Origin of the sequence: Streptomyces sp. NPDC006430 (assembly GCF_040612395.1) — a bacterium.
Classification (GTDB): Bacteria; Actinomycetota; Actinomycetes; order Streptomycetales; family Streptomycetaceae; genus Streptomyces.
This window is the reverse complement of the sequence record NZ_JBEXQA010000002.1, coordinates 565,417-585,496: the sequence shown is the minus strand read 5'-3', so window position 1 is coordinate 585,496 and position 20,080 is coordinate 565,417. Positions and strand designations below refer to the sequence as shown.

At 70.6% G+C, this 20,080-nt stretch carries 22 protein-coding genes; 12 read left to right on the top strand and 10 right to left on the bottom strand.

Features of this window, described 5'->3' with window-relative positions; all coding sequences use genetic code 11:
* Positions 1-159 precede the first annotated feature (159 nt).
* Positions 160-615 (bottom strand): ATP-binding protein, encoded by a 456-nt coding sequence (locus ABZZ20_RS05840; RefSeq protein ID WP_356867091.1) that lies wholly within the window; start codon positions 613-615, stop codon positions 160-162.
* A 162-nt stretch (positions 616-777) separates the two neighbouring features.
* Here ABZZ20_RS05840 and ABZZ20_RS05835 point away from each other — a divergent pair, with 162 nt between their 5' ends.
* Both ABZZ20_RS05835 and ABZZ20_RS05830 read left to right on the top strand, forming a co-directional pair.
* Positions 778-1,653: a helix-turn-helix transcriptional regulator gene (locus tag ABZZ20_RS05835; RefSeq protein ID WP_356867089.1), complete on the top strand. Its 876-nt coding sequence runs from the start codon at positions 778-780 to the stop codon at positions 1,651-1,653.
* A complete protein-coding gene (locus ABZZ20_RS05830) occupies positions 1,650-1,835 on the top strand; it encodes a DUF397 domain-containing protein (protein WP_356867087.1) in 186 nt (61 codons plus the stop codon). Before ABZZ20_RS05835 ends, ABZZ20_RS05830 begins: the two co-directional genes overlap by 4 nt.
* A 54-nt stretch (positions 1,836-1,889) precedes the next feature.
* Here the strand turns inward: ABZZ20_RS05830 and ABZZ20_RS05825 are convergent, their stop codons facing one another.
* Positions 1,890-2,294 (bottom strand): hypothetical protein, encoded by a 405-nt coding sequence (locus tag ABZZ20_RS05825; RefSeq protein ID WP_356867085.1) that lies wholly within the window; start codon positions 2,292-2,294, stop codon positions 1,890-1,892.
* 360 nt (positions 2,295-2,654) lie between these two features.
* Between ABZZ20_RS05825 and ABZZ20_RS05820 the strand changes: the two genes are divergently transcribed.
* The 3 genes from ABZZ20_RS05820 to ABZZ20_RS05810 all read left to right on the top strand — a co-directional run bounded on the left by ABZZ20_RS05820 (position 2,655) and on the right by ABZZ20_RS05810 (position 5,826).
* Positions 2,655-3,812: an acyl-CoA dehydrogenase family protein gene (locus ABZZ20_RS05820; RefSeq protein WP_356867083.1), complete on the top strand. Its 1,158-nt coding sequence runs from the start codon at positions 2,655-2,657 to the stop codon at positions 3,810-3,812.
* Between the two features lie 97 nt (positions 3,813-3,909).
* The gene (locus ABZZ20_RS05815) at positions 3,910-4,896 is read left to right on the top strand and encodes an aldo/keto reductase (protein ID WP_356867081.1); all 987 of its coding nucleotides are present in this window, start codon (positions 3,910-3,912) and stop codon (positions 4,894-4,896) included.
* A gap of 123 nt (positions 4,897-5,019) precedes the next feature.
* Positions 5,020-5,826, top strand: a complete 807-nt coding sequence (locus ABZZ20_RS05810) for an AfsR/SARP family transcriptional regulator (protein ID WP_356867079.1) — start codon at positions 5,020-5,022, stop codon at positions 5,824-5,826.
* 126 nt (positions 5,827-5,952) lie between these two features.
* Here the strand turns inward: ABZZ20_RS05810 and ABZZ20_RS05805 are convergent, their stop codons facing one another.
* From ABZZ20_RS05805 to ABZZ20_RS05790, 4 genes are all read right to left on the bottom strand, one after another.
* Positions 5,953-6,378 carry a nuclear transport factor 2 family protein gene (locus ABZZ20_RS05805; RefSeq protein WP_356867077.1) on the bottom strand — a complete coding sequence of 142 codons (426 nt, stop codon included), beginning with the start codon at positions 6,376-6,378 and terminating at the stop codon, positions 5,953-5,955.
* 664 nt (positions 6,379-7,042) lie between these two features.
* Positions 7,043-7,546: a flavin reductase family protein gene (locus ABZZ20_RS05800; RefSeq protein ID WP_356867075.1), complete on the bottom strand. Its 504-nt coding sequence runs from the start codon at positions 7,544-7,546 to the stop codon at positions 7,043-7,045.
* Between the two features lie 184 nt (positions 7,547-7,730).
* Complete coding sequence (locus ABZZ20_RS05795; protein ID WP_356867073.1) at positions 7,731-8,351, bottom strand: NADH oxidase; 621 nt, start codon at positions 8,349-8,351, stop codon at positions 7,731-7,733.
* A 150-nt stretch (positions 8,352-8,501) separates the two neighbouring features.
* The gene (locus ABZZ20_RS05790; protein WP_356867071.1) at positions 8,502-9,797 is read right to left on the bottom strand and encodes an MFS transporter; all 1,296 of its coding nucleotides are present in this window, start codon (positions 9,795-9,797) and stop codon (positions 8,502-8,504) included.
* Between the two features lie 574 nt (positions 9,798-10,371).
* On the opposite strand from ABZZ20_RS05790, the gene ABZZ20_RS05785 reads away from it, so the two are divergent.
* Positions 10,372-11,616: an acyltransferase gene (locus tag ABZZ20_RS05785; protein ID WP_356867069.1), complete on the top strand. Its 1,245-nt coding sequence runs from the start codon at positions 10,372-10,374 to the stop codon at positions 11,614-11,616.
* 157 nt (positions 11,617-11,773) lie between these two features.
* On the opposite strand, the gene ABZZ20_RS05780 is transcribed toward ABZZ20_RS05785, so the two are convergent.
* The 4 genes from ABZZ20_RS05780 to ABZZ20_RS05765 form a co-directional block, all read right to left on the bottom strand.
* Positions 11,774-12,433 (bottom strand): NAD(P)-binding domain-containing protein, encoded by a 660-nt coding sequence (locus ABZZ20_RS05780; protein WP_356867067.1) that lies wholly within the window; start codon positions 12,431-12,433, stop codon positions 11,774-11,776.
* A 130-nt stretch (positions 12,434-12,563) separates the two neighbouring features.
* Complete coding sequence (locus ABZZ20_RS05775; RefSeq protein WP_356867065.1) at positions 12,564-13,610, bottom strand: beta-ketoacyl-ACP synthase III; 1,047 nt, start codon at positions 13,608-13,610, stop codon at positions 12,564-12,566.
* Positions 13,611-13,895: 285 nt separating this feature from the next.
* Positions 13,896-14,723 (bottom strand): helix-turn-helix transcriptional regulator, encoded by an 828-nt coding sequence (locus ABZZ20_RS05770; protein ID WP_356867063.1) that lies wholly within the window; start codon positions 14,721-14,723, stop codon positions 13,896-13,898.
* Between the two features lie 157 nt (positions 14,724-14,880).
* Entirely contained in the window at positions 14,881-15,675 is a 795-nt protein-coding gene (locus tag ABZZ20_RS05765) for an alpha/beta fold hydrolase (protein ID WP_356867061.1), read from the bottom strand.
* A 184-nt stretch (positions 15,676-15,859) separates the two neighbouring features.
* On the opposite strand from ABZZ20_RS05765, the gene ABZZ20_RS05760 reads away from it, so the two are divergent.
* From ABZZ20_RS05760 to ABZZ20_RS05735, 6 genes are all read left to right on the top strand, one after another.
* Positions 15,860-16,723: a helix-turn-helix transcriptional regulator gene (locus tag ABZZ20_RS05760; RefSeq protein WP_356867059.1), complete on the top strand. Its 864-nt coding sequence runs from the start codon at positions 15,860-15,862 to the stop codon at positions 16,721-16,723.
* Between the two features lie 237 nt (positions 16,724-16,960).
* Positions 16,961-17,203, top strand: a complete 243-nt coding sequence (locus tag ABZZ20_RS05755; protein ID WP_356867057.1) for an acyl carrier protein — start codon at positions 16,961-16,963, stop codon at positions 17,201-17,203.
* Between the two features lie 142 nt (positions 17,204-17,345).
* Complete coding sequence (locus ABZZ20_RS05750) at positions 17,346-17,966, top strand: hypothetical protein (protein ID WP_356867055.1); 621 nt, start codon at positions 17,346-17,348, stop codon at positions 17,964-17,966.
* Positions 17,959-18,861, top strand: a complete 903-nt coding sequence (locus ABZZ20_RS05745) for a hypothetical protein (RefSeq protein ID WP_356867053.1) — start codon at positions 17,959-17,961, stop codon at positions 18,859-18,861. The genes ABZZ20_RS05750 and ABZZ20_RS05745 overlap by 8 nt, the downstream gene beginning before the upstream one ends.
* Positions 18,862-18,939: 78 nt before the next feature.
* Positions 18,940-19,158, top strand: a complete 219-nt coding sequence (locus tag ABZZ20_RS05740) for a tautomerase family protein (RefSeq protein ID WP_356867051.1) — start codon at positions 18,940-18,942, stop codon at positions 19,156-19,158.
* Positions 19,159-19,248: 90 nt separating this feature from the next.
* Positions 19,249-20,079, top strand: coding sequence for an AfsA-related hotdog domain-containing protein (locus ABZZ20_RS05735; RefSeq protein ID WP_356867049.1), 831 nt, complete (start codon positions 19,249-19,251; stop codon positions 20,077-20,079).
* Position 20,080: the final 1 nt, after the last annotated feature.

Below are 20,080 nucleotides of genomic sequence, written 5' to 3'. Positions count from 1 at the left end.
GCTCGCCGGCGCGCCCGGGATCGTCGGGGGCGGGCACTGCCGCTCCGCTGCCCAGCTCGTTTGGCCGCTGCCCATTCCTCGTCGAACGTCACCGAAGGCCCTCCCCCTGGTGCTCGAATCGGAAGAGATCACCCTAACAAGCCTCTTAAGAAGGGTTGTTCAGCGTGGCAGGTCCAGTTCGGCTACGACGGTCTTACCGACGGGCACCCGGTCGCGTACCTCCCAGCGGGCCGCCAGGGCCTGCACGAGGAGCAGGCCACGGCCGGTGTCCGCGAGCGGCGGGGGTTCGGGGACCGCGCCCGGGGCCGGCGGGCGTCGCTCGCCGCGGGTGTCGGAGACCTCGATCCGGAGCGCGTCCGAGCGGAGCGTGAGCCCGAGTTCGAAGTCACGGCCGGGCACCCGGCCGTGGGTGACGGCGTTCGCGGCCAGCTCGGCGATCACCACGGCAGCGGAGTCGGAGAGCGCGCTGCCGTGGGCGATCCCCCAGGTGTACAGCTCGTGGGCAGCCAAGGCCCGGGCGAGGCGGGCACCGCGCGGTGTGGAGCTGAACCGCTGGGAGAACACACGTACGGTGACCGGAGTTCGCCGGCTCTGCCCGACAGAGGGTGACGTCATGGCCCCAATGTGACGGCGGGATGCAGGCCTTCACCAGGGCTTCGGCGCGTACGCCGGGTCAGCGTACGCGCACGGAGGGTGGACAGTACGCGTCACCGTACGTGACGATGAGGAGGTCGGGAGCGTTACGGGGGGGGGCACGTGCGCGGGAGGTGGCCCGGGATGGCCTACGAGAACACGGACGAGGGCGGTACGGGCGGGGCGGCGGGTGCTTGCGGGCCGGCCGGCGGTGAACCGGAGACATCGGACAGTCTGCGCACATTCGGCGCGGTCGTCCAGGCCCTGCGGGAGCACGCGGGTTTGAGCCGGGAGGAGTTCGGGGAGCGGGTCCGCTTCTCGAAGCACACCGTGGCCTCGATCGAGCAGGGGCGGCGCATGCCGGACGAGGACTTCGTGGAGCGGGCGGAGGCGGCACTCGGCAACACGGGCGCACTTCGGAAGGCGGCCCCGCACCTGTCCCGGCAGCCGGGACTGGCCAGTTGGTTCCGGCGGTGGGCGCGGCTGGAGGCGGAGGCCATGACGCTGTACACGTACGAATGCCGCATGATCCCGGGCCTCTTGCAGCCGGAGCCTTACGCGCGCACGCTGTTCATGGACCAGCTGCCCCCACTCAGCGACGACCAGATCGAGGCCCAGTGGACGGCGCGGGCACAGCGGCAGCGGCTGCTCCGGGAGCGGCCGAACACGACGTTCGGCTTCATTCTGGAGGAGCACCTGTTCCGGCGGGGTACGGGTGGGGTGGAGGTGACCGGGGTGCTCATCGACCGCGTACTGGAGATCGCGGAGCTGCGGAACGTGGAGATTCAGGTGATGCCGGTGGAGAGGGCGTCACATGCGGGGCTGGCGGGGCCGATGCAGTTGCTGGAGACCTCGGAGCCGCGGTGGTTCGCGTACAACGAAGGCCAACGCGGCGGCCTCTTCTTCTCCGATCCCAAGGAGATCAGCGTGCTCCAACGGCGGTATGCCAGGATGCGGGCACAGGCCCTCTCCCTGGAGGACTCCCTGGGCCTGCTGCGGCAGATGCGAGGAGCGCTATGAGCACGGAAGAACTGGCCTGGTTCAAGAGCAGCTACAGCAGCAGCGGCGACGGCGACTGCGTGGAAGTGGCCACGGGCCCGCAGGCTGTCCACGTCCGCGACTCCAAGGTCCAGGACGGCCCCCGGCTCGCCCTCTCCCCCAACGCGTGGGCTGACTTCGTCGCGTACGCGCCCGAGGCCTGAGCTCGCCGACTGATCAGGGTGCTCCGCTCCCGACTTGCCCGGAACGGAGCAACTTCAGCTGGCAGGAAGCGGGATGCCGGTGAGCAGCGAGTAGAGGTGTCCGGAGCCGAGCATGGAGCCGGTACCGCTGTTGGCGGCGAGTTCCGCCAGGATGTAACGGCGTACCCGGTCCGTCCTCAGCAGGGCGTCACGGCGACGGGACCGCTCCACCTGCGTGGGCTTCTCCGTGAGCATGAACCAGGGCTCGTATTCCGCGAGGAGGGGGTTTTCCTCCCACCTCGGCCGGACACACGGCGGGTTGCCCACCTGGAGGTCGAAGCCGCCGCCCTCCCCCCGGAACACGTGCGCAAAGTGCAGTTCCCAGTGGAAGAAGCCGTGGCCGTCCTCCGTCTTTATCTCGCGCTCGGTCGTGCCCGCGAGGGTCTCGATCGTGTCCAGCCAGGGAAAGCGGAACAGCATGCGGCGCGGGGGGCATGCCGAGGGTGCCGTCGAGGCGGTTCTCGATGTCCGAGAGGAAGTCCAGGGCCTCGTCCACGGACAGGTCCTCGATACCGGTCAGCAGGGAGCCTCCGGGACGTCCTCGCTGCCGAGGGCCGCCTCCAGGAAGTCCAGCCAGTCGCCCAGGTTCTGGAGCGGGATGCACGGCCGTCGCTGGTCGGCGATCTGGGACTGGGCGACGCCAGTCGCTCCGGCCTTTACTCGGAGAGCGCGGGGTGCGGCCCGGCGTGGGGGCGGGGGGCGCTCAAGGCTGATCCGAGTCGTGGTCGAGAGGGCTGTGTCATGGTCCGCCCGATCACCGGCGTCAAGGAGGAGGCAAGGATGCTTGCACAGGCTCGCCAGGGGACCGGGCTCGTCTCTCGATCGGCAGGACTGGCCGAGCTGGCCCGTCGTCGCGCCGCGGACGCGGAGGACCAGCGTCGGCTGACTCCCGATGTGGTCGCGCTGATGCTCCGGACGGGGTTCGCACGGCACTTCGTGCCCGCCGCGCACGGGGGTGCGGAGGGGACGTTCGCAGAGTTCACCGAGGCGGTCGTCACCGTGGCCGAGGGCTGTGCGGCCACCGCTTGGTGCGCCTCGGTCGCATCGAGTCTGGCCCGGATCGCCGCCCACCTTCCTCAGGAAGCGCACGCGGAGGTGTGGGCCGACGGGCCCGATGCCTTCGTGGTCGGCTCCCTTTCCCCGCTCGGCAAGGCCACGCCGGTGCCGGGTGGCTGGCGGGTGTCCGGCTCCTGGGCGTACATCAGCGGCGTCGACTACTCCGACTGGGCCGTGGTGTGCGCCGTCGTACCCGGGGACGGGGGCGCGCAGGAGGGGCCGCCGCCCGCGCGGCTGTTCGCGCTCCCGCGCGCCGAGTACGCGATCAAGGACACCTGGACCGGTTCCGGCATGCGCGGCACCGGCAGCAACACGCTGATCGCCGACGACGTGTTCGTACCCGAGTGGCGCAGCGTCGACCGGCAGCGTCTCCTCGACGGGCAGCCGCAGGCCTCGTCGGCCGACTGCCACACGGTTCCGATCCAGGCCGTCAACGGGCTGTCGTGCGCACCCGCCGCCGTGGGGGCCGCTCGCGGCGCACTCCGGCTGTGGACCGGCGACACGGCCCTGCGGCTGGGGCGCGGCGCCGGCCGCCCGGGGGTGCCCGGCCCCGCCCGGAGCACGTACGAAGCGGTCCTGACCCGTAGCGCCGGTGAGATCGACGCCGCCCTGCTGCTGCTGGAGCGAGCCGGGGCCGTCGCGGACCGGGGCGCACGGATCACGGCCGAGGAGACGGCTCGTAACGTGCGCGACTACGCGCTGTCGACCGAACTCGTGGTGAACGCCGTCAACCGGATGTTCGCCACCGCCGGAACCTCCGGGCAGACCACCGACAGCCCGCTCCAGCGGATCTGGCGTGACGTCAATTCCATGGCCACGCACATCGCCCTGACGTTCGACCCGGCCGCGACGCTGTACGCGGCCCGCGCGTTCACCCTCTGACAGAGACACACCCCGCACCCGCGCCACGTTTGACATGGAGTGCACTCCAACACCTAGCGTCGCGGACAGACGGATTCCGAGCCCAGGAGGCAACAACATGACCGACATCCCCACCCGGCACTTAGGCGAACTGGCGGTCTCCGCTCAGGGTCTGGGATGCATGGGCATGAGCCACGGCTACGGCGCCACCGACGACGCACAGTCGATCGCGACGCTGGGCCACGCCCTGGACCTCGGGGTGACCTTGCTGGACACCGCCGACTTCTACGGCTCCGGGCACAACGAGGAACTGATCGGACGGGCCGTCGCCGGGCGTCGCGACGAGGTGGTGCTGGCGACGAAGTTCGGCTTCGCCAACCGCCTGGGCGAGCCCACCCGGGTCCGCGGCGACGCCGCCTACGTGCGACAGGCGTGCGAGGCGTCGCTGCGCCGGCTCGGGGTCGACCACATCGACCTCTACTACCAGCACCGGGTCGACCCGCAGGTGCCGATCGAGGAGACCGTGGGCGCCATGGCCGAGCTGGTGCGGGCCGGCAAGGTCCGCCACCTCGGCCTGTCCGAGGCCGGCGCGCAGACCCTCCGGCGGGCGCACGCGGTGCACCCGATCGCCGCACTGCAGAGCGAGTGGTCGCTGTGGTCCCGCGACCTGGAGGCGGAGATCGTCCCGGTCTGTCGCGAGCTCGGCATCGGCCTGGTGCCGTACGCCCCGCTCGGGCGCGGCTTCCTGACCGGCCAGTACAGCTCGGTCGAGGGGCTGGCGGAGACCGACGTACGGCGCAACCACCCGCGTTTCGCCGACGGAAACCGCGAACGGAACCTGGCCATCGTCGCGAAGCTGAACGAACTGGCTGCCGCGAAGGGGGTCACCGCCGGCCAACTCGCCCTGGCCTGGGTGCAGCACCGGGGCGACGACGTGGTGCCGATCCCCGGCACCCGGCGGCAGCGCTACCTGGAGGAGAACCTCGCGGCCCTGGCCGTCGAGCTGTCCCCCGAGGACCTCGCCGCCATCGAGGCCGCCGCACCGCCCGAGCAGGTCGCGGGCACCCGCTACGACGCGACCGGGCTGACCTTCGTCAACGGCTGAGCCGCCGGCGAGGGCGGGGCGCGGAGTGCGGGGCGCGGGGCGCGGGGCGCCATGTGAAAACTTCATGCCCGCTCGTGCTGGCATCACTGGTTGGCCGCGCGAGCGGGCTGGGATGCTGGACGCATGGAATTCGGAGTTCTCGGACCGCTCGAAGCGCGCATGCACAACAAATCCATTGTGCCGACTGCCGGAAAACCCCGACAGATCCTCTCACTGCTCGCGATCCGCGCGGGCCGCGTCGTACAAGTGGAAACCTTGATGGCCGAGCTGTGGGGCAACTCCATTCCACGCAGTGCCGCCACCACGCTCCAGACCTACGTCCTGCAAGTGCGCCGGAAATTGACGGCGGCCGGTGTGCAGCAAACCGGCCGCAGCGCCAAGGACGTACTGGAGACCTGTTACGGGGGTTACCGGCTCACTCCGGACGAATTCTCCCTCGACCTTCTGGAATTCCAGCAGATGGTCCGCCTGGGCGGCCGGACGCTGGCCGAGAACGACCCCGCAACGGCGTCCGAGCAGCTCAGCCGTGCCTTGGACCTGTGGCGCGGCCCGGCCCTCACCGACGTCCCGATCGGGGAGGTCCTCAGCACGGAGGTCATCGGCATGCAGGAGGAGCGTGCCTGGGCGTTGGAAATGCGTCTCGAAGCCGACCTCAGCCTCGGCCGGCACGCGGAGATCATCGGCGAGCTGCGCATGCTCGTGAGCCAGCAGCCCCTGCACGAGACCCTGTCCGCCCAGCTGATGACCGCCCTGTACCGGGCCGGGCACCCCTGGCGGGCGCTCGACGCCTTCCAGTCGCTGCGCCACGCCCTCATCAAGGAGTTGGGGGTCGAACCGTCGCCCCGGCTACAGCGTCTGCACCAGGCCATCCTGGCCAACGACACCGACTTGCAGGTTCCTTCCGCCACGCTGCACGCCCTCTCGGCGTAGCCGTACGTCGGGCGTCGGGCGTCGGGCGTCGAATCCAGCCGCGCCACCCCTGGTCAGGGGTGGCGCGGCTGGTTCGCGTCCGAGGTCACGGCCCGCCGAAGGCTCCGACGGGCCGCTCCCCCTCGATCAGGCCAACTGGTCGTAGCTGACGGAGCGGGACCGCAGTCGGATCCTGTCGTCCGTCATGTCGATGACGTCGTGGATGACGATGCTGGGTCCGACTTCCGGTGCCTCGGCGGGGCGCGTCCGTACGATCAGGGCGTAGACGGTGGAGGCGATGCTGCCGTCCTCCTGCGGAGCGAGGCGGATCTGGTTGAAGTGGTGGCGGAGTTGGGTGGGGTCGCTTTCGAACTGCTTCATGAACAGGCGCAGTTCTTCGAGGATGGCGTCGGGGCCGACCGCAGGGGCTGCGCCGGGGGTGAGCGCGAAGGTGCCGTCCTCGGTGAACGTGTTCGCGTGCTCTTCGAGCCGCCCGTTGTCCAGTGCCTGCATCTGGTGGGCATAGAAGTGCTGTACCTGGGCGTAGAGTTCGCCGCTTACTAACGTATTCATGATCGACCTCCGGGGTGTGGGACGGGGGGACTGACGGGATCTGGGCCTCCGACCGGCATGAGCCGTGCGGGAGTTCGGACGGGTGCTGGTGCGGGCGGAGTTGACGGGCCTGGCGCCGAGGCGCGGGGGACGACCTCAGGCGGCCCGGCACCGGTGACGTCCGTCCGCGACCGCGCACGGGCACGGGCACGGGCACGGGCACGGGCACGGGCACGGGCACGGGCACGGGCACTGTGGCGTGGCAGCGCTGCCGTCGGGGTACGGACGCACCGGGGGGCGGGGCAGCGCCGTGGACGGTGGCCGGACGGCGCGATGGCGCGGCCACCGTCACCGCGCGGGCTCTCCGCGGGTGCGGGGCCTCGGGAACGGTCGGCCGGACTGGTAGGACTTCTCGGACCGGGCCGCTCGGGCTTCGTGCCGGGCCGCTGGGGCTTTCGGTCGGCCCGGTAGGAACTTAGGACCGGGCCGGGCGTCAAGTCAGGGCGAACCGGGCCGAGGTCAGGGCAGGGCGGGGCAGGGCGGGCCAGGCCGGGCAGGGCAGGGCGGCGGGGTGCGGTGGTTGGGATCGGCGTCGGTCGGTGTCTGGTCTCTGTTCTGGGGTGTCCCGGCCGACCTGGCCGTCGGCCGATCCGGTGGCGCCGGTCGCGAGACCTGGCCGTCCGGCTCAGTGCTGCTGGACGGCCAGCCGGGGGCCCGGTTCCCACACGCCGAACTCACCCTGCTGGTAGAGGGCCGCCGCGCCGGGGAAGATCTCGCCCTCTTCGACCCGCCCGATCACCAGCAGGTGGTCGCCGGCTTCCACGGTCTGTACGAGCGTGCAGCCGGCGTAGGCGACCGCGGCCTCGGTGAGCACCGGGACCCCCGCCAACCCGCCGTGCCAGACCACGTCGTCGAACTTGCGCGCGGCCTTCCCGGCGAAGGTCCGTGCCGCATCCTGGCCCCGGTGGGCCAGGAAGTTCACCGCGAACGCTCCGGAGGAGAGCATCGCGGGCAGGGTCCTGGAGCCCTTGCTCACGCACACGAGGAGCAGGGGCGGTGCCACTGACACCGCGGAGAAGGCGTTGCAGGTGAAACCGCTCGGATCGCCGTCATCGCCGAGTGCGGTGACGATCGCGACAGGGGTTGGGAACGTACCGAAGACCTTGCGGAAGGTATCCGCGTCCAGCATGGCGTCCACTCCGTCGACTCGTTCACGGGCCTCTCCCGCTGCTTGTGCGGGCACTCTTGAGGCAGTTGCTAGAAAATGCCTGGAGGGCTGCTCGCAGATGGAACCAGCCATCCTCGAACCGGTTCGCGCCGGATCGCGCCGGATCGTGCAGGCCACCCGCACGCACCACGGGACCGTCCGTCCTCTAGGCGGGCTCGTCGACGGGAGTGACCAGGCCGGCGGCGGTCAGGTATCCGATGATGTCCTCGGTCACCTGGGGCGGCAGCGGCAGCGCCGCCGAAACCGCGGTGGGGGTGGTCGGCCAGGCGAGGGTCATCGCGACCCACGCCGCCTCCTGCCGGTGCAGGACCACCCGGTGGGGCGAGCGCTCGGACTCCAGTACGCATCCGACGCCCGACTCCGGGACAGTGAGGGCCACGTGCCGGGGCAGCCGTACGCGGCACTCGCCGGACGGCGGGTCCAGGGCGAACGGGGCCGCCGACGACAACGGGATCACCGAGAGCAGGGGTCCCTTCAGGTCGTCCACGCCGAGCGTGCGCACCACGAGGTGCGACAGCTTGTTGAGCGCCGGCAGCGTGAAGGGGCACAGGTCCTCGGGCCCGCTCAGGGCATTGGCCAGGAGTACCGGCCCGAGCTCCATCCGCCGCAGCACCTCGCGCACCACCGGACTGGGCCGGTCTAGCCGGTCCTGGCCCCAGCGACTGGTGAGGAGCAGCGCATCGCCGCCGACCCCCTGATCGATGATCACGTCCTCGGACAGCGACCAGAGATGGAAGGTCTGGACACCCCCGGTCGTACGCCGCATCGTGCACCTCTCTTGCCGGGCGGAGGGATTCGTCGAGTATGAAGCCGGGCCCGAGCCTCACGACAGCCACTGCACCAAACAGTCGGTACGGACTCCCCTTACGGCCACGAGGGGCTCGTCCCGCGATCGCCTCCGGGATCACGTCCTAGATCACGAACGGGCGGGCTGCGCCGCCCCTCCCCGGCGCCTGCCGAAGACAGCTGTCACCAGCATGGCGGCGAGCGCGAAGGCGCCGGCCACGAGCATCGCCGGGCGCGGACCGGAGGCGTCGATGATCAGGCCGCCGATGAACGACCCGACACCGATGGCCCCGTTGAAGGCGGCCACGTACAACGACGAGGCCGCCTCGCTCTCTTCGGGGACCAGCCGCATGACCCAGGTCTGCAGCGCGACCGGCAGGGCCGCGTACAGGACCCCCCAGCACACCAGCATCGCGATGACGAGCGGACCGCTGCCTCCGCCCGCGTACATCACCACCAGGACGACGGCCAGGAGTCCGGTGCTGCCGATCAGACTCGTACGCAGGGCTCGGCCGACCACGGCGCCCGCCGCGAAGTTGCCCACCAGTCCGGCCACGCCGAAGACCAGCAGCAGCGCGCTGACGAGGGACGGCCGGACACCGGCCACCTCCTGTAGGTACGGGGCCACGTAGGTGAAGGCGAGGAAGTGGCCGCTCATGATCAGGGCGGTGACGGCGACCGCGACGCGCAACGCACGGTGGCGCAGCACGCGCAGCAGCACGGTCAGGTTGCCGCTGCCCCGGGCGGGCAGGGCCGGCATGAACAGCAGGCTCGCCCCCAGGACGAGGATGCCCAGGAGCCCGACGCACACGAAGGCGGCGTGCCAGCCGGCGGACTGGCCGACGGCGGTGCCCAGCGGGGTGCCCGCGACGGAGGCGAGGGAGATGCCGCCGAGGACCACCGAGGTCGCGCGGACGGCGTGCCGCTCGGGGACCAGTCGTACGGCGACGGAGACGGCGATGGACCAGAACACTCCGTGGGCCAGGGCTACGACGAGGCGCGCGGTCAGGAGCAGCGGATAGCTGGAGACGACGGCGGCCATGAGGTTGCCGGCGATGTAGAGGACCATCAGGGCCACGAGGAGCCATTTGCGGTCCACGCGCCCGGTCAGCGCGGTCAGGGGTCCGGCGGTCACCGCCGCCACCGCCGCGAAGCCCGTGACCAGGAACCCCGCCGTACCCAACGACACGGACGTGCCCTGGGCGATGGACGGGAGCAGCCCGATGGGCAGGGTCTCCGTGGTGACGAAGGAGAAGACGCCGAGGGCCAGTCCGATCACGGCCAGCCAGCTGCGCAGCGACGACGGTGGCGCGGGGACGGAGACGGAGACGGACACGGAAGTGGTGGCGGAGGCGGCCGGCCCCGTGGCGGGATCGTCGCCCGGGGGCCGCTTGCTGCTCTGACTGGTCGTCACGCTGTGGGACATCGTTGCTCCCGGGTCGATGGTCCGGCGGTGAATTGATGGACGGGGTTCTGCACGCGGGCAGCCCGGAAGCGCGCAGGCGCGGTGAACGGGCGCGAAAGGGCGGTATCGGAACTGCGGGAACCGCGACGGCGGGGCCGGTGCCGAACGAATTCAAAAGGGGTCCGCCCACGCATTGTCACGTGCCCGCGGTCCACGGAGGAAGTGCCTCCGGGTCATGGTGGTGGGACCACCAGTCACCGGCCGGTCAGCGCTACGCGCTGCGGGAACGCCCCTGGCTGCGCCGACGGGTTGGCCACCGTGCTGGTGCTGGGAGCACCCGGATGAGTTGACCCCGGCAATGCGGCGTCCCGTCGGGTAGCTTTCCATTGGGAAATGGTTCCTCGGGTCGACTCCCGGCACCTTTTCGTACCGTCGCGGAAAAGACGGAAAGAACGGAAAGGTAAATCGGGTCGGTATTCCCCTGCGGTTCCGCCAGAGGCATTGCGGCGGAACGGGACGCCGGCGGCCGGGTCGAGCCGCACCACTCGTCACACCACCCCGCCTCGTAGATCCCCCCTCCTGAAGGAGCAGAGACTTGTCGACGGACCGCATGCGTGGGACGGAGCACGAAACCGTGGGCCTTGCGCCGCCGGCCGCCGGCCCGGCGACGCCGGGACGCACCCGGGTGAACCGCCTCGACACGCTGACCGGATTACGCTTCCCCGCAGCCTTCGTGGTGTTCCTGTACCACGCGTCCCTCCTGGCCTTCCTGGGCGTCCCCTGGCTGAGCAGCAGCTCGGCCGTGACCACCTACTACGACGCCGTCGCCCACGCCGGGGCCCTCGGCGTCACCTTCTTCTTCGTGCTCAGCGGGTTCGTGCTGACCTGGTCGGCCCGGGACACCGACACCGCACCGCGCTTCTGGCGGCGCCGCTTCCTCAAGATCGTCCCCAACTACGTCGTGGTCTGGACGCTGGCCATGCTGGTGTTCGCCGCTCCCTTGACGGACATGACGATCGGGCTGCTCAACTTGTTCATGGTCCAGGTCTGGTACCCGGACTTCGCGATCAACTTCGGCGTGAACCCGGCGGGTTGGTCCCTGGGCGTCGAGGCCGTCTTCTACCTCCTCTTCCCGGTCCTGCTGCACTGGATCAAGAAGATCCCCGCGCACCGGCTGAACCTGTGGGCCTTGGGCGTGGCCGCCGGGATCATCGCGACACCGCTGCTCTCGACGCTGCTGGTCCCGGCCGGGGCGATGATGCCCACGGAGCCCGACACCTCGATCAACCAGTACTTCTTCTCGTACATCCTGCCGCTGCCCCGGGTGCTGGACTTCGCCCTGGGCATCCTCGTGGCCCGCTCGGTGATGGCGGGGCGCTGGCGCAACATCGGCATGGTCTGGTCCGGCGCACTGCTCGTCGCCAGCTACGTGGTGGGCTACTTCCTGCCGCCCATCTACGCGACGCGGGCGGTCTGCGTCGTCCCCGCCGCCCTGCTCATCGCCGCCGGCGCCATCGCGGACAACGAGGGACGGTTCACGCTGTTCCGCAACCGCGTGATGGTCTGGCTCGGCGACATCTCGTTCGCCTTCTACCTGGTGCACTACACCGTGATGGTCGGCGTGTGGAAGCTGCTGGGCAGCGCGTCGTACTCGGTTCCGGGGGCTGCCGGCCTGATGGTGCTGTGCATGGCCGTCGCGATCCTGGCCTCGTGGGCGCTGTACGAGCTGATCGAGAGGCCGATCACACGGCGCTGGTCGAACCCGAAGAAGAAGCCGGTGGCCGTGCGTCCCGCGGCCGGGTCCCGGCCCCTCGCCACCCAGGGCGCGGCCGAGGGGTGAGCGATGAGTGGACGGGCCGGCCGCCGTCTGGCGCGTCCGGCCCGTCCGCTCGTACGGCTCGCGCACCCGCACGTACACGCGCACTCATACAGGGACCGCCTGCCCCGCCCGGCTCCGTCCGGGTGGGGCAGGCGGTCCGCTGCGTTTCCGTACGGGATCAGGCGCGGCCGGAGAGGCCGGCTGCGGCGCGCAGGCCCGCGGCGGTGGAGACGTATCCGAAGAGCGCCCCGCCGGGATCCACGGCGGCCGATTCCTCCAGGCGGCCCAGATGGACCGGGACGAAACCGGCGTCGCGCACGAGCGTCTCCGTCACCTGCCGGGCGCCCGGGTCGTCCGACGCGATGCCCATGCCCCAGAAGTGGCGTTGTTGCGTGCCGCGCGACCACAGCAGTTCGTCCGGGAAGTGGGTGAACGCGCGTGCGACGCGGCTGCCGGGCAGCCGCTCGGCGGCCCAGCTCCCCTGGGTCAGGCCCGGTCCGAGCTGGGAGACGAAGAGGCCGTCCTCGGAGAGGCCGATCGGGCTGGTGGCGTCGATCACGGTCCTTCCGGCGAGCCGGCCCTCCAACTGCTCCAGCAGTTCGTCGAGGGCCGGGTACGGAACGGACAGCAGTACGACGTCACTCGCTTCGACCGCCTCGGCGTACGTCGCGGCCCGGGCCCGGTCGCCCAGCGGTTCGACGAAGGCGGCGAGTCGGCCCGGATCCCGAGAGCCGAACGTCACGGCGTGGCCGGCGGCCAGCCAGTGTCGGCCGAGCGGGCGGCCGATGTTCCCGGCACCCAGGATGCCGATGTTCAGGGGGATCGCCGATCCGGTCATGTGGAACTCCTCTGGTTCTTCTGGTTCTTCTGGTTCTTCCGTGCGTACGGGGGACGACTCGGCCGGGGGACGGCGGACATGGGCGTCGGCCGTCGGTCACCTCTGACCGACGGCCGACGGGGGGTGGGTCTCAGTACGCGAGGACGTCGGGCCACACCAGAGCGGTCGATCCCCACGTCACGCCGCCGCCGAAGGCGCTCACCAGCACGCGGTCCCCCGGTGTGATCGAGCCGCCGGTGACGGCGTCGGCGAGCGCCAGCGGGATGGAGGCGGCCGAGGTGTTGCCCACACGGTCGAGGTTGACGACCGTCCGATCCCGCGCCATCCCGAGCTGATCGGCCACCGCGTGCAGGATCCGTACGTTCGCCTGGTGGCCCACGAACCGGTCCACGGACTCCGGAGCCCATCCGGCGCGGTCGAGCATGGCCTGGGAGGAAGCCGCCATACGGGTGACGGCGTGCCGGAACACGTGCTGGCCCTGCATGGTGAAGTACGAGTCTGCGGGGCGCGGTCCGGGCCCGTCGGCTCCGGTGGCCGGCTGCCGCGAGCCGCCGCCCGGAACGACGATGAGGTCCTTCAACGAGCCGTCACTGCCTAGGTCGTGCCCCAGGAGCGCACCGGGCTCGGTGGGGTCACCGGCCCTGAGCACGACGGCTCCCGCGCCGTCGCCGAAGATGACCGAGGTGGTGCGGTCGTCCGGGTTGAGGATCGTGGAGTACGTCTCCGCGCCGATGACCAGTACGCGTTCGGCGGTGCCCGCGGCGATGGCGCCCGCGGCGGAGGCCAGCGCGTAGACGAATCCGCTGCAGACGGCGGCGATGTCATAGGCCGCCACGTTCCCCAGGCCGAGCCGGGAGGCGACGTCGGGGGCCGTTGCCGGGCACGGGTGGTCCGGAGTGGTCGTGGCCAGGACCACCAGGTCGACGTCGCCGGAGCCGGCCGACTTCAACGCCCGTTCGCCCGCTGCCACAGCGAGGTCGCCGGTGGCGGTCCCGGGATCGGCCCAGTGCCGCTGGGTGATGCCCGTCCTGGTACGGATCCACTCGTCCGAGGTGTCCAGGGTCCGGGAGAGCTCCTCATTGGTCACGACGCGGGGCGGGACGAACGTCCCGAGCCCGGTGAGGACCGCTGCGCGCGGCGCTGCGGGTAACTGTCCGTGGGACGACACATACGTCAAGGGGGGCCTCCCTCATCGCCGGTGCGGGACGCCGCTACCGGGCACAGTGGAACGGGCCGCACTCCGCTCGGCGAAGGGCGACGGACGCGGAAACGGACGTCGCCGGCGGGCCGCGGTACGCGGCCACCGGGCGCGACCCGGTACGAACGGCTCGGACTGCCGAGCCGTCTCGAAAACGTAGGTCGATTGTCCGGCGGCGGGCCGATCCCTTCCAGACCGTACTGACGCAGTGGGTGGCGGCGGTGGTGGCGGGACCACCACCCTGCCCGCCGTGCGGTGCGGCGCCTACTGCCAGGCCGACGGGGGCCCGGCGACGCCCGGCGGCAGGTACACCAGGAGCCGGGTGCGGGCGGCTTCGTCCAGGTCCATGGCGAACAGCACGAAGGGAAGGCGCCCGTCGTCGGGCCGGTGCAGTTCGACGGCCGTCGGGACGAACTCCTCGACTTCGTGGCGGTCCCACAGCTCGGCGAACCGGGGATCGCTCCGCGACAGGTGGTCCGCCATCTCCTCGTACCGCGGGTCGTCGGCGCCGTAGGAGGCCTGGAGGCGGAACCGGGCCGTCATCTGCCGTGCCACCCGGGGCAGGTTCAGATACTGCTCGCCGTGGGAACCGGTGAACAAGCTGGTCAGGAAGTTGTGGTTGCCGTCGCGGTTCAGGCGCAGCACGTCCACCGCCGATTCGTTGGCGGCGAGGACGTCCCAGTAACGGTCGATGACGCAGGACGGACCCAACAGCTGCGTGTCGACGAGCCGTTGGAAGACTTCGGGGTCCGAAGGGGCGGGAGTCGAAACCGGTAACGGCGGGTTGGAGTCCGCGAGCCGGTACAGGTGCACCCGTTCGAGTTCACTGAGGCGCAGGGCGCGGCTGATGGCGTCCAGGATCCCGTCCGAGACCTTGATGGGGCGACCTTGTTCCAGCCATGCGTACCAGGAGGCGCTCACCCCGGCCAGGACCGCGACCTCCTCCCGGCGGAGCCCGACCCTCGCGCGCCTGCCGGCCGTTGCCAGTCCGACGTCTTCGGGGGAGAGCCCTGCACGGCGGCTGCGCAGGAAGTGCGCCAGCTGGCTGCGCCGCTTCTTCTTACTGTCGGTACCGGAAGGCATGGCGTCCATACCGACCGAAGTTAGGTCACACCGACACGCACTGTCAGCGGCGAGGATCACACCGCTGCCCGTTTGAGAGCCGGATGCCCGGTACACGGGCGCGCGCGTGCTCCTCGGTACGGCGGCAGCGGGCGGGCCGGGTGCAGCCTGGTCGGGGGGCGGTCGTTCAGTGGTCGAGATCCCCGAGGACGCGCCCCAACTCGGCGAAGAACAGGTCCTTGTGTTCCCGGTTGAAGAAGTGACCGCCCGGGAGGGAGCGGAGCGTGAAGCGGGCGCTCGTGTGCACGCGCCACGCCGCGGCGTCCGCGGCGGGGACCAAGGGGTCGCTGCGGCCCAGCAGGACGTGCACCGGGCAGGGCAGCGGCCGGTGCCCTGCCGTCGGATGTCGGTAGGTGGCGCACACCCGGAGGTCCTCGCGGAGCCGGGCCGTGACCGCCCGCATGCGTACCGGGTTCTCCCGCAGCAGACGGCCGGCTCCACCCAGACCCAACAACAACTCAAGGACGGCACGATCCGAAAGCCCTACGGTCAGGTCGGGCGCAGCCTGGACGTGCGGCGCACGGTGGGCCCCGGCCACGAAAGCAGCAGGTGGGCGCCGTCCCGCGGCGATGTGCCGCTGCGCCACTCCGTAGGCGACCAGCGAGCCCATGCTGTGGCCGTAGAAGGCGTAGGGCTCGTCGAGGAAGGGGGTCAACTGCCGTGTCACCTCGCGCACCAGGGCGTCCATCGTGCTGACGGCACCGGGGGCGCGGGCCGCGGGCGCCGACCTGGGAGGCATGGACACCGGCACCACCTCCACCTCCCGGCCGAGCCATTGCCCCCAACCCGAGAAGGACCAGGGGCTGCCGCCCGCGTGGTGGAAGCAGAACAGGCGCAGCTGTGCCGCCCCGTTCTTCGTCGGGATGCTCTCCGCCGTACCCGCCGCCGGGCCTGCCGGGATGTTCGCCGCTGTGTGGAACATGCCCGCCAGTCTGACGTCGCGGACCGGAGGGAGGGAGTGTCTGTCGAACAGGGTGGTGCCACCACCACCGGTGGGCCCTGACCGTCGGGCGCACCCCTACGGCTCCCCCGCCCCCATCCCCGTCCCCGTCTCCTCCCCCGGTCTGCGTCACCGAAATGTTCTTCAGAAGGAAAGAGGTCGCTACGTGCAGGCAACCGCATCTCCCCCGGTGTCCGGGCTCCTACGGCGAGCGAGGCTGCGGCACTTCCTGCGGGCCCGCCGGGAACGGATCACGCCGGAAGAAGTCGGACTGGTGAACGTGGAGCGCAGGCGTACGCCCGGACTGCGGCGCGAGGAGGTGGCGGCCCTGGCCGGGGTCGGGGTGTCCTGGTACACCTGGCTCGAACAGGGCCGGGACATCAACGTCTCCGAAGGAATCGTGAACGCCGTCAGCAACGCCCTGCGGCTCGAAGAGTGCGAGCGCACGTACTTCTACCGGCTGGCCGGCCACAACCCGCCACCCCGTACGGAGGGCCACCGGTGGGACAGCGCGTACGCGCGGATGCACGCGCTCGTCGAGGGATGGTCGTTCAATCCGGCCTACATCACCGACAGGTACGGGCGCATCGAACTGGCCAGCCGTTCGGCCCGCTCCCTGTTCCGCATCGACACTCGTGGAGACAACTGCGTGGAGAAATTCTTCACCGAACCGTCCACGCGCGAAAAATACCCGGACGCGGACGAGGTGGGGCGGGGATTGGTCGCCCAGTTCCGGGCGCAGTCGGCCCGTTTCCCGGAGGATCCGGAATTCGGTCGGATGGCCGAACGGCTTTGTGGGTGGAGTCCGCGCTTCGCCGCGCTGTGGGACTGCCACGAGGTGGTCGGCCCGAACCAGGGCATCCGTAAGATCGCGCACCCACAGGCCGGGGTGAGGGTCTACGACCGCGTGGTGATGCGCGTGCCGGACTGCCCCGAATCGCTCTTGACCCTGTACATCGCCCAGCCCGGGACGGATTCGGCCGAGCGGCCGCGCGAGCTGGTCGGCGCGCACGCCGGCGCCGCCGGCTGAACCGTACGCCGATGCGAAAGCCGGACTCCGGGACCGTGATCCGGTTTTCGGTACGGGTGGTGTTCGCACCACCACGATCAGGAGACACTTCCTCCGCCCGCTCCCGGATCCCATGATGAATCCGTGGGACGCGGAGGAATTCGAAGAGTTCCCTTCCCGCGATGACATTCCGCCCTCTTTCAGGTGGCCGAATAACCATCGAAAGTCGGCGTTCCTGTTGATTCACGGAGGAATGCAATGGATAATTCGATCGTCAGTCGGGTGGTCACGGTCCTGGCCGAACTGGACGTGTCGACGGAGAACGTCACACCGGACACCACGTTCGAGGCCATGGAGATCGACTCGCTGCTGCTGGAAGAACTGGCGCTGCGGTTGCAGAAGTCCTTCGGTGTCGAGATCGAGATGGGTGAACTCGTCCCCGAGCAGACCGTTGCGGAGGCAGCCGCGGTGCTCGCTGCCAAGGGCGTCACCGTAGCCTGACGCGCCGCGCCCCGCGCCGCCACGCATCGTTCGCGCCGCGCACCCTCGTCGTTCCCCATCACCTTCGTCACCCCCCACCCCCCACGCGACCGCCGTGCTGCCGGTCGTGCTGTCAGCCACGTTTCGTTCGAGAGGAACACCGATGTCTTCCACCCTGCTCGTCCTCACCGAAGTCGCCGTAGCCCCCGGCAAGGAGGACCAGGTCCTGGCCGCTTGGGGCGAACTGAACCAGAAGGAGCCGGTGGTCGGCCGCGCCCTGTACCGCAGCGTGGACGACGGCAACGTCCTGGAGATCACGCCCGTCAAGGACCTCTCGGAGCTGGGCGCCCTGAGCGCGGGCTGGCAGAAGCTCTGGGAAGAGGTGTCGGGCGACCTGGTCACCGACTTCCGGCGCCAGCTCCTGGAGTTCGTCGAGGCGCCCAAGGACGTCGCCGACCCGCTGCCGCAGACCCCGTACGTCCAGCTGCGGCACATCGAGGTGAAGCCGCGGGAGTACGCGGCCTACCGCGAGTGGCGGGAGAACACCATCTTCGACGTCGTCCGGCGCGCGGACCAGGTGAAGGCGTTCCTGGCGTACCACTCGCTGCTGAGCACCGAGCCCGGCGTGATGTTCGTGTCCGGCTTCGAGTGCGAGCCGCAGGAGTACCAGTCGGTCTTCACGTCGCCGGAGTACCAGCAGATCGTCCAGCAGGCGGGCGACCGCTACATCGTGGGCGGCGAGAGCGGTCTGTACACGCGCGTCTACCAGCGTGCTGATGTCTGAGACCCGTACGCGGACCGGCCCGGCCCCGCTCGCGACCCCGAACCGCAGGGAGACCCACGCACTCGGTCTGACGACCCAGGGCCCCCTGTACCCGCCGAGCGAGGTCATGGACGGCGACGGCAACTTCCTGGTGGTGGGCCTGATCAACCGGCCCGCCCCGGACGGCGGGGCCGTGCCCGAGTGGGGCGCGGCGGTGGTCTCGCCGGACAGTCCGGTTCCCGAGTTCGGTCGTCTGGCCCCCTACACGGTGCTGCGCGAACTGGACACCGACCCCGACGGGGCGGACCGGGACCTGGTCCTCCACACGCTGCCGCTGCCCCTGCCGTGCAACAACTACCCCATGGTGTTCGCGCCGGAGCAACGGCCCGATGCCGACCGGGTCGAGCGGCCGAGCCACGCCTTCCACGAGGTGCCGATCCCGGACCTGCGGGCGCAGGACGGGCCCAAGGTCGTCGAGCCGGTGACGTTGGGCCAGTGGATGCGGGCGAGCGGGACCCTGGAGGTCGGCGTCACCCCGGACGGCCGGTCCGGGACCTTCGACTTCGCGTTCTCCCGCCTCGTACCGCACAGCGTCTACACCGTGATGTCGCTGCGTGCCCGTGACCTCGATCCGGCGGGGCCGACCCGGCCGGGCCCGCTCGGCGTACCGAACGTGTTCGTCACGGACGCCGACGGCGCCGCCCGCTACCACGCCACGCTGCCGAACCCGTTCCCGGACCCGGACCTCCCCGGCGCCAACCGGATCGTCAACGTGGTCGTGCTGTGGATGAGCTACCAGCGCAGCTACGGCGGCGCCATCGGAGAGTTCGGTCTCGGCGGCGACATCCACGCCCATCTCAAGCTGCGCGGCCCGTCCTTCCAGGACCTGCGGACCACCGGGGCCCCACAGCCCTGACGGCGCCGGCCACAGCAACAGGACACCCGGCGGGACCAACGGACCGCCACGGAAGACCACAGAGCCCGGGAGAGGCCCATGCCCATCATCTCCGTCACCACCTGGGACGGTCAGGACGACGCCCAGTGCCAAGAACTCATGGAGGAGCTGACCCGCACCGTCAGGCGCATCACGGGAGCACCGCTGGACAAGATCACCGTCTACATCCAGGAGGTGCCGCGCAACCGCTGGGCGGAGGGCGGGGCCCTGGGCAGCGACCCGAAGTTCCCGGAGCTGAGCCGGCGTCCGACCGAATGACGTGACGGGTCCCCGGCGAGGCCGGCGCGAGGACTGCTGAGGACGCGAGCGCCGAGACATCCACACACGAGAACGGAAAGGTCGAGAGCCATGCCCCACGAAGAGTCCCGGGTCACCGATTCCAAGCCGGGCGCGATGTTCCTCGTCGGCGACGTGTTCGCCGAGTTCGCCCACCACGAAGGCGTGTTCACCGTCTCCCAGTTGGCCCGTCTGATCAAGAACGGGACGTTTCCGGAGGGACCCGGCGAGGTCCGGGTGAGCCTGGGGCAGGGTGTCTCCCTGTTCGACGTCCAGTTCGTACGCGACACCCTGGCCCGGCGCGGGCTCGCGGACCGGGTCGTCATCGACGACCAGGCGCTGCACACCCGCGCCGGGCGGGAGATCGCGCACAAGCACCGCCTGGAGAACGTGCTGATCTCCGAGCCGCGTCCGGTCGGCGCCGACTGGTACGAGGCGGACCTGCTGGTGGACGCCGCCAACGAGGTGATGTCCGACCACCTGACCGGACAGCACATGCAGGGGATGCTGGCCACGGAGGCCGGGCGGCAGATGTTCATCGCCGTGGCCGAGCAGTTCTACCTGCCGCCCGAAGCGGTGGGCAGCAGATATTTCGTCATCGACTCCTTCGCCACCCGGTACCGCAACTTCCTCTTCCCGCTGCCGGCGGTCGTGCGGTGCCACGTCCTCGCCCACCGCTCCCCGCACCACACGCGCGCCACGTTCCACTGCGAACTCACCGTGACTCAGGGCGGGTCGGAGACCGCGGGCCTGGACGTCCGGTTCACCGCCTTCGACACCCGGGCCTCCCACGCCAAGGAGATGCGGGCGGCGCAGCGTTCCCTCCAGGACGGGGTGGCCCTGGCCACGGCGGCTGCGGCAGCGGCAGCGCCTCCGGCGAGGACGGAGGCGCGCATGTCATGAC

Bases quoted from the DNA above. Each gene is read 5' to 3' on its own strand.
- ABZZ20_RS05840 (WP_356867091.1), bottom strand. From the start codon at position 615: ATGACGTCACCCTCTGTCGGGCAGAGCCGGCGAACTCCGGTCACCGTA.
- ABZZ20_RS05835 (WP_356867089.1), top strand. From the start codon at position 778: ATGGCCTACGAGAACACGGACGAGGGCGGTACGGGCGGGGCGGCGGGT.
- ABZZ20_RS05830 (WP_356867087.1), top strand. From the start codon at position 1,650: ATGAGCACGGAAGAACTGGCCTGGTTCAAGAGCAGCTACAGCAGCAGC.
- ABZZ20_RS05825 (WP_356867085.1), bottom strand. From the start codon at position 2,294: ATGCTGTTCCGCTTTCCCTGGCTGGACACGATCGAGACCCTCGCGGGC.
- ABZZ20_RS05820 (WP_356867083.1), top strand. From the start codon at position 2,655: ATGCTTGCACAGGCTCGCCAGGGGACCGGGCTCGTCTCTCGATCGGCA.
- ABZZ20_RS05815 (WP_356867081.1), top strand. From the start codon at position 3,910: ATGACCGACATCCCCACCCGGCACTTAGGCGAACTGGCGGTCTCCGCT.
- ABZZ20_RS05810 (WP_356867079.1), top strand. From the start codon at position 5,020: ATGGAATTCGGAGTTCTCGGACCGCTCGAAGCGCGCATGCACAACAAA.
- ABZZ20_RS05805 (WP_356867077.1), bottom strand. From the start codon at position 6,378: ATGAATACGTTAGTAAGCGGCGAACTCTACGCCCAGGTACAGCACTTC.
- ABZZ20_RS05800 (WP_356867075.1), bottom strand. From the start codon at position 7,546: ATGCTGGACGCGGATACCTTCCGCAAGGTCTTCGGTACGTTCCCAACC.
- ABZZ20_RS05795 (WP_356867073.1), bottom strand. From the start codon at position 8,351: ATGCGGCGTACGACCGGGGGTGTCCAGACCTTCCATCTCTGGTCGCTG.
- ABZZ20_RS05790 (WP_356867071.1), bottom strand. From the start codon at position 9,797: ATGTCCCACAGCGTGACGACCAGTCAGAGCAGCAAGCGGCCCCCGGGC.
- ABZZ20_RS05780 (WP_356867067.1), bottom strand. From the start codon at position 12,433: ATGACCGGATCGGCGATCCCCCTGAACATCGGCATCCTGGGTGCCGGG.
- ABZZ20_RS05770 (WP_356867063.1), bottom strand. From the start codon at position 14,723: ATGGACGCCATGCCTTCCGGTACCGACAGTAAGAAGAAGCGGCGCAGC.
- ABZZ20_RS05765 (WP_356867061.1), bottom strand. From the start codon at position 15,675: ATGTTCCACACAGCGGCGAACATCCCGGCAGGCCCGGCGGCGGGTACG.
- ABZZ20_RS05755 (WP_356867057.1), top strand. From the start codon at position 16,961: ATGGATAATTCGATCGTCAGTCGGGTGGTCACGGTCCTGGCCGAACTG.
- ABZZ20_RS05750 (WP_356867055.1), top strand. From the start codon at position 17,346: ATGTCTTCCACCCTGCTCGTCCTCACCGAAGTCGCCGTAGCCCCCGGC.
- ABZZ20_RS05745 (WP_356867053.1), top strand. From the start codon at position 17,959: ATGTCTGAGACCCGTACGCGGACCGGCCCGGCCCCGCTCGCGACCCCG.
- ABZZ20_RS05740 (WP_356867051.1), top strand. From the start codon at position 18,940: ATGCCCATCATCTCCGTCACCACCTGGGACGGTCAGGACGACGCCCAG.
- ABZZ20_RS05735 (WP_356867049.1), top strand. From the start codon at position 19,249: ATGCCCCACGAAGAGTCCCGGGTCACCGATTCCAAGCCGGGCGCGATG.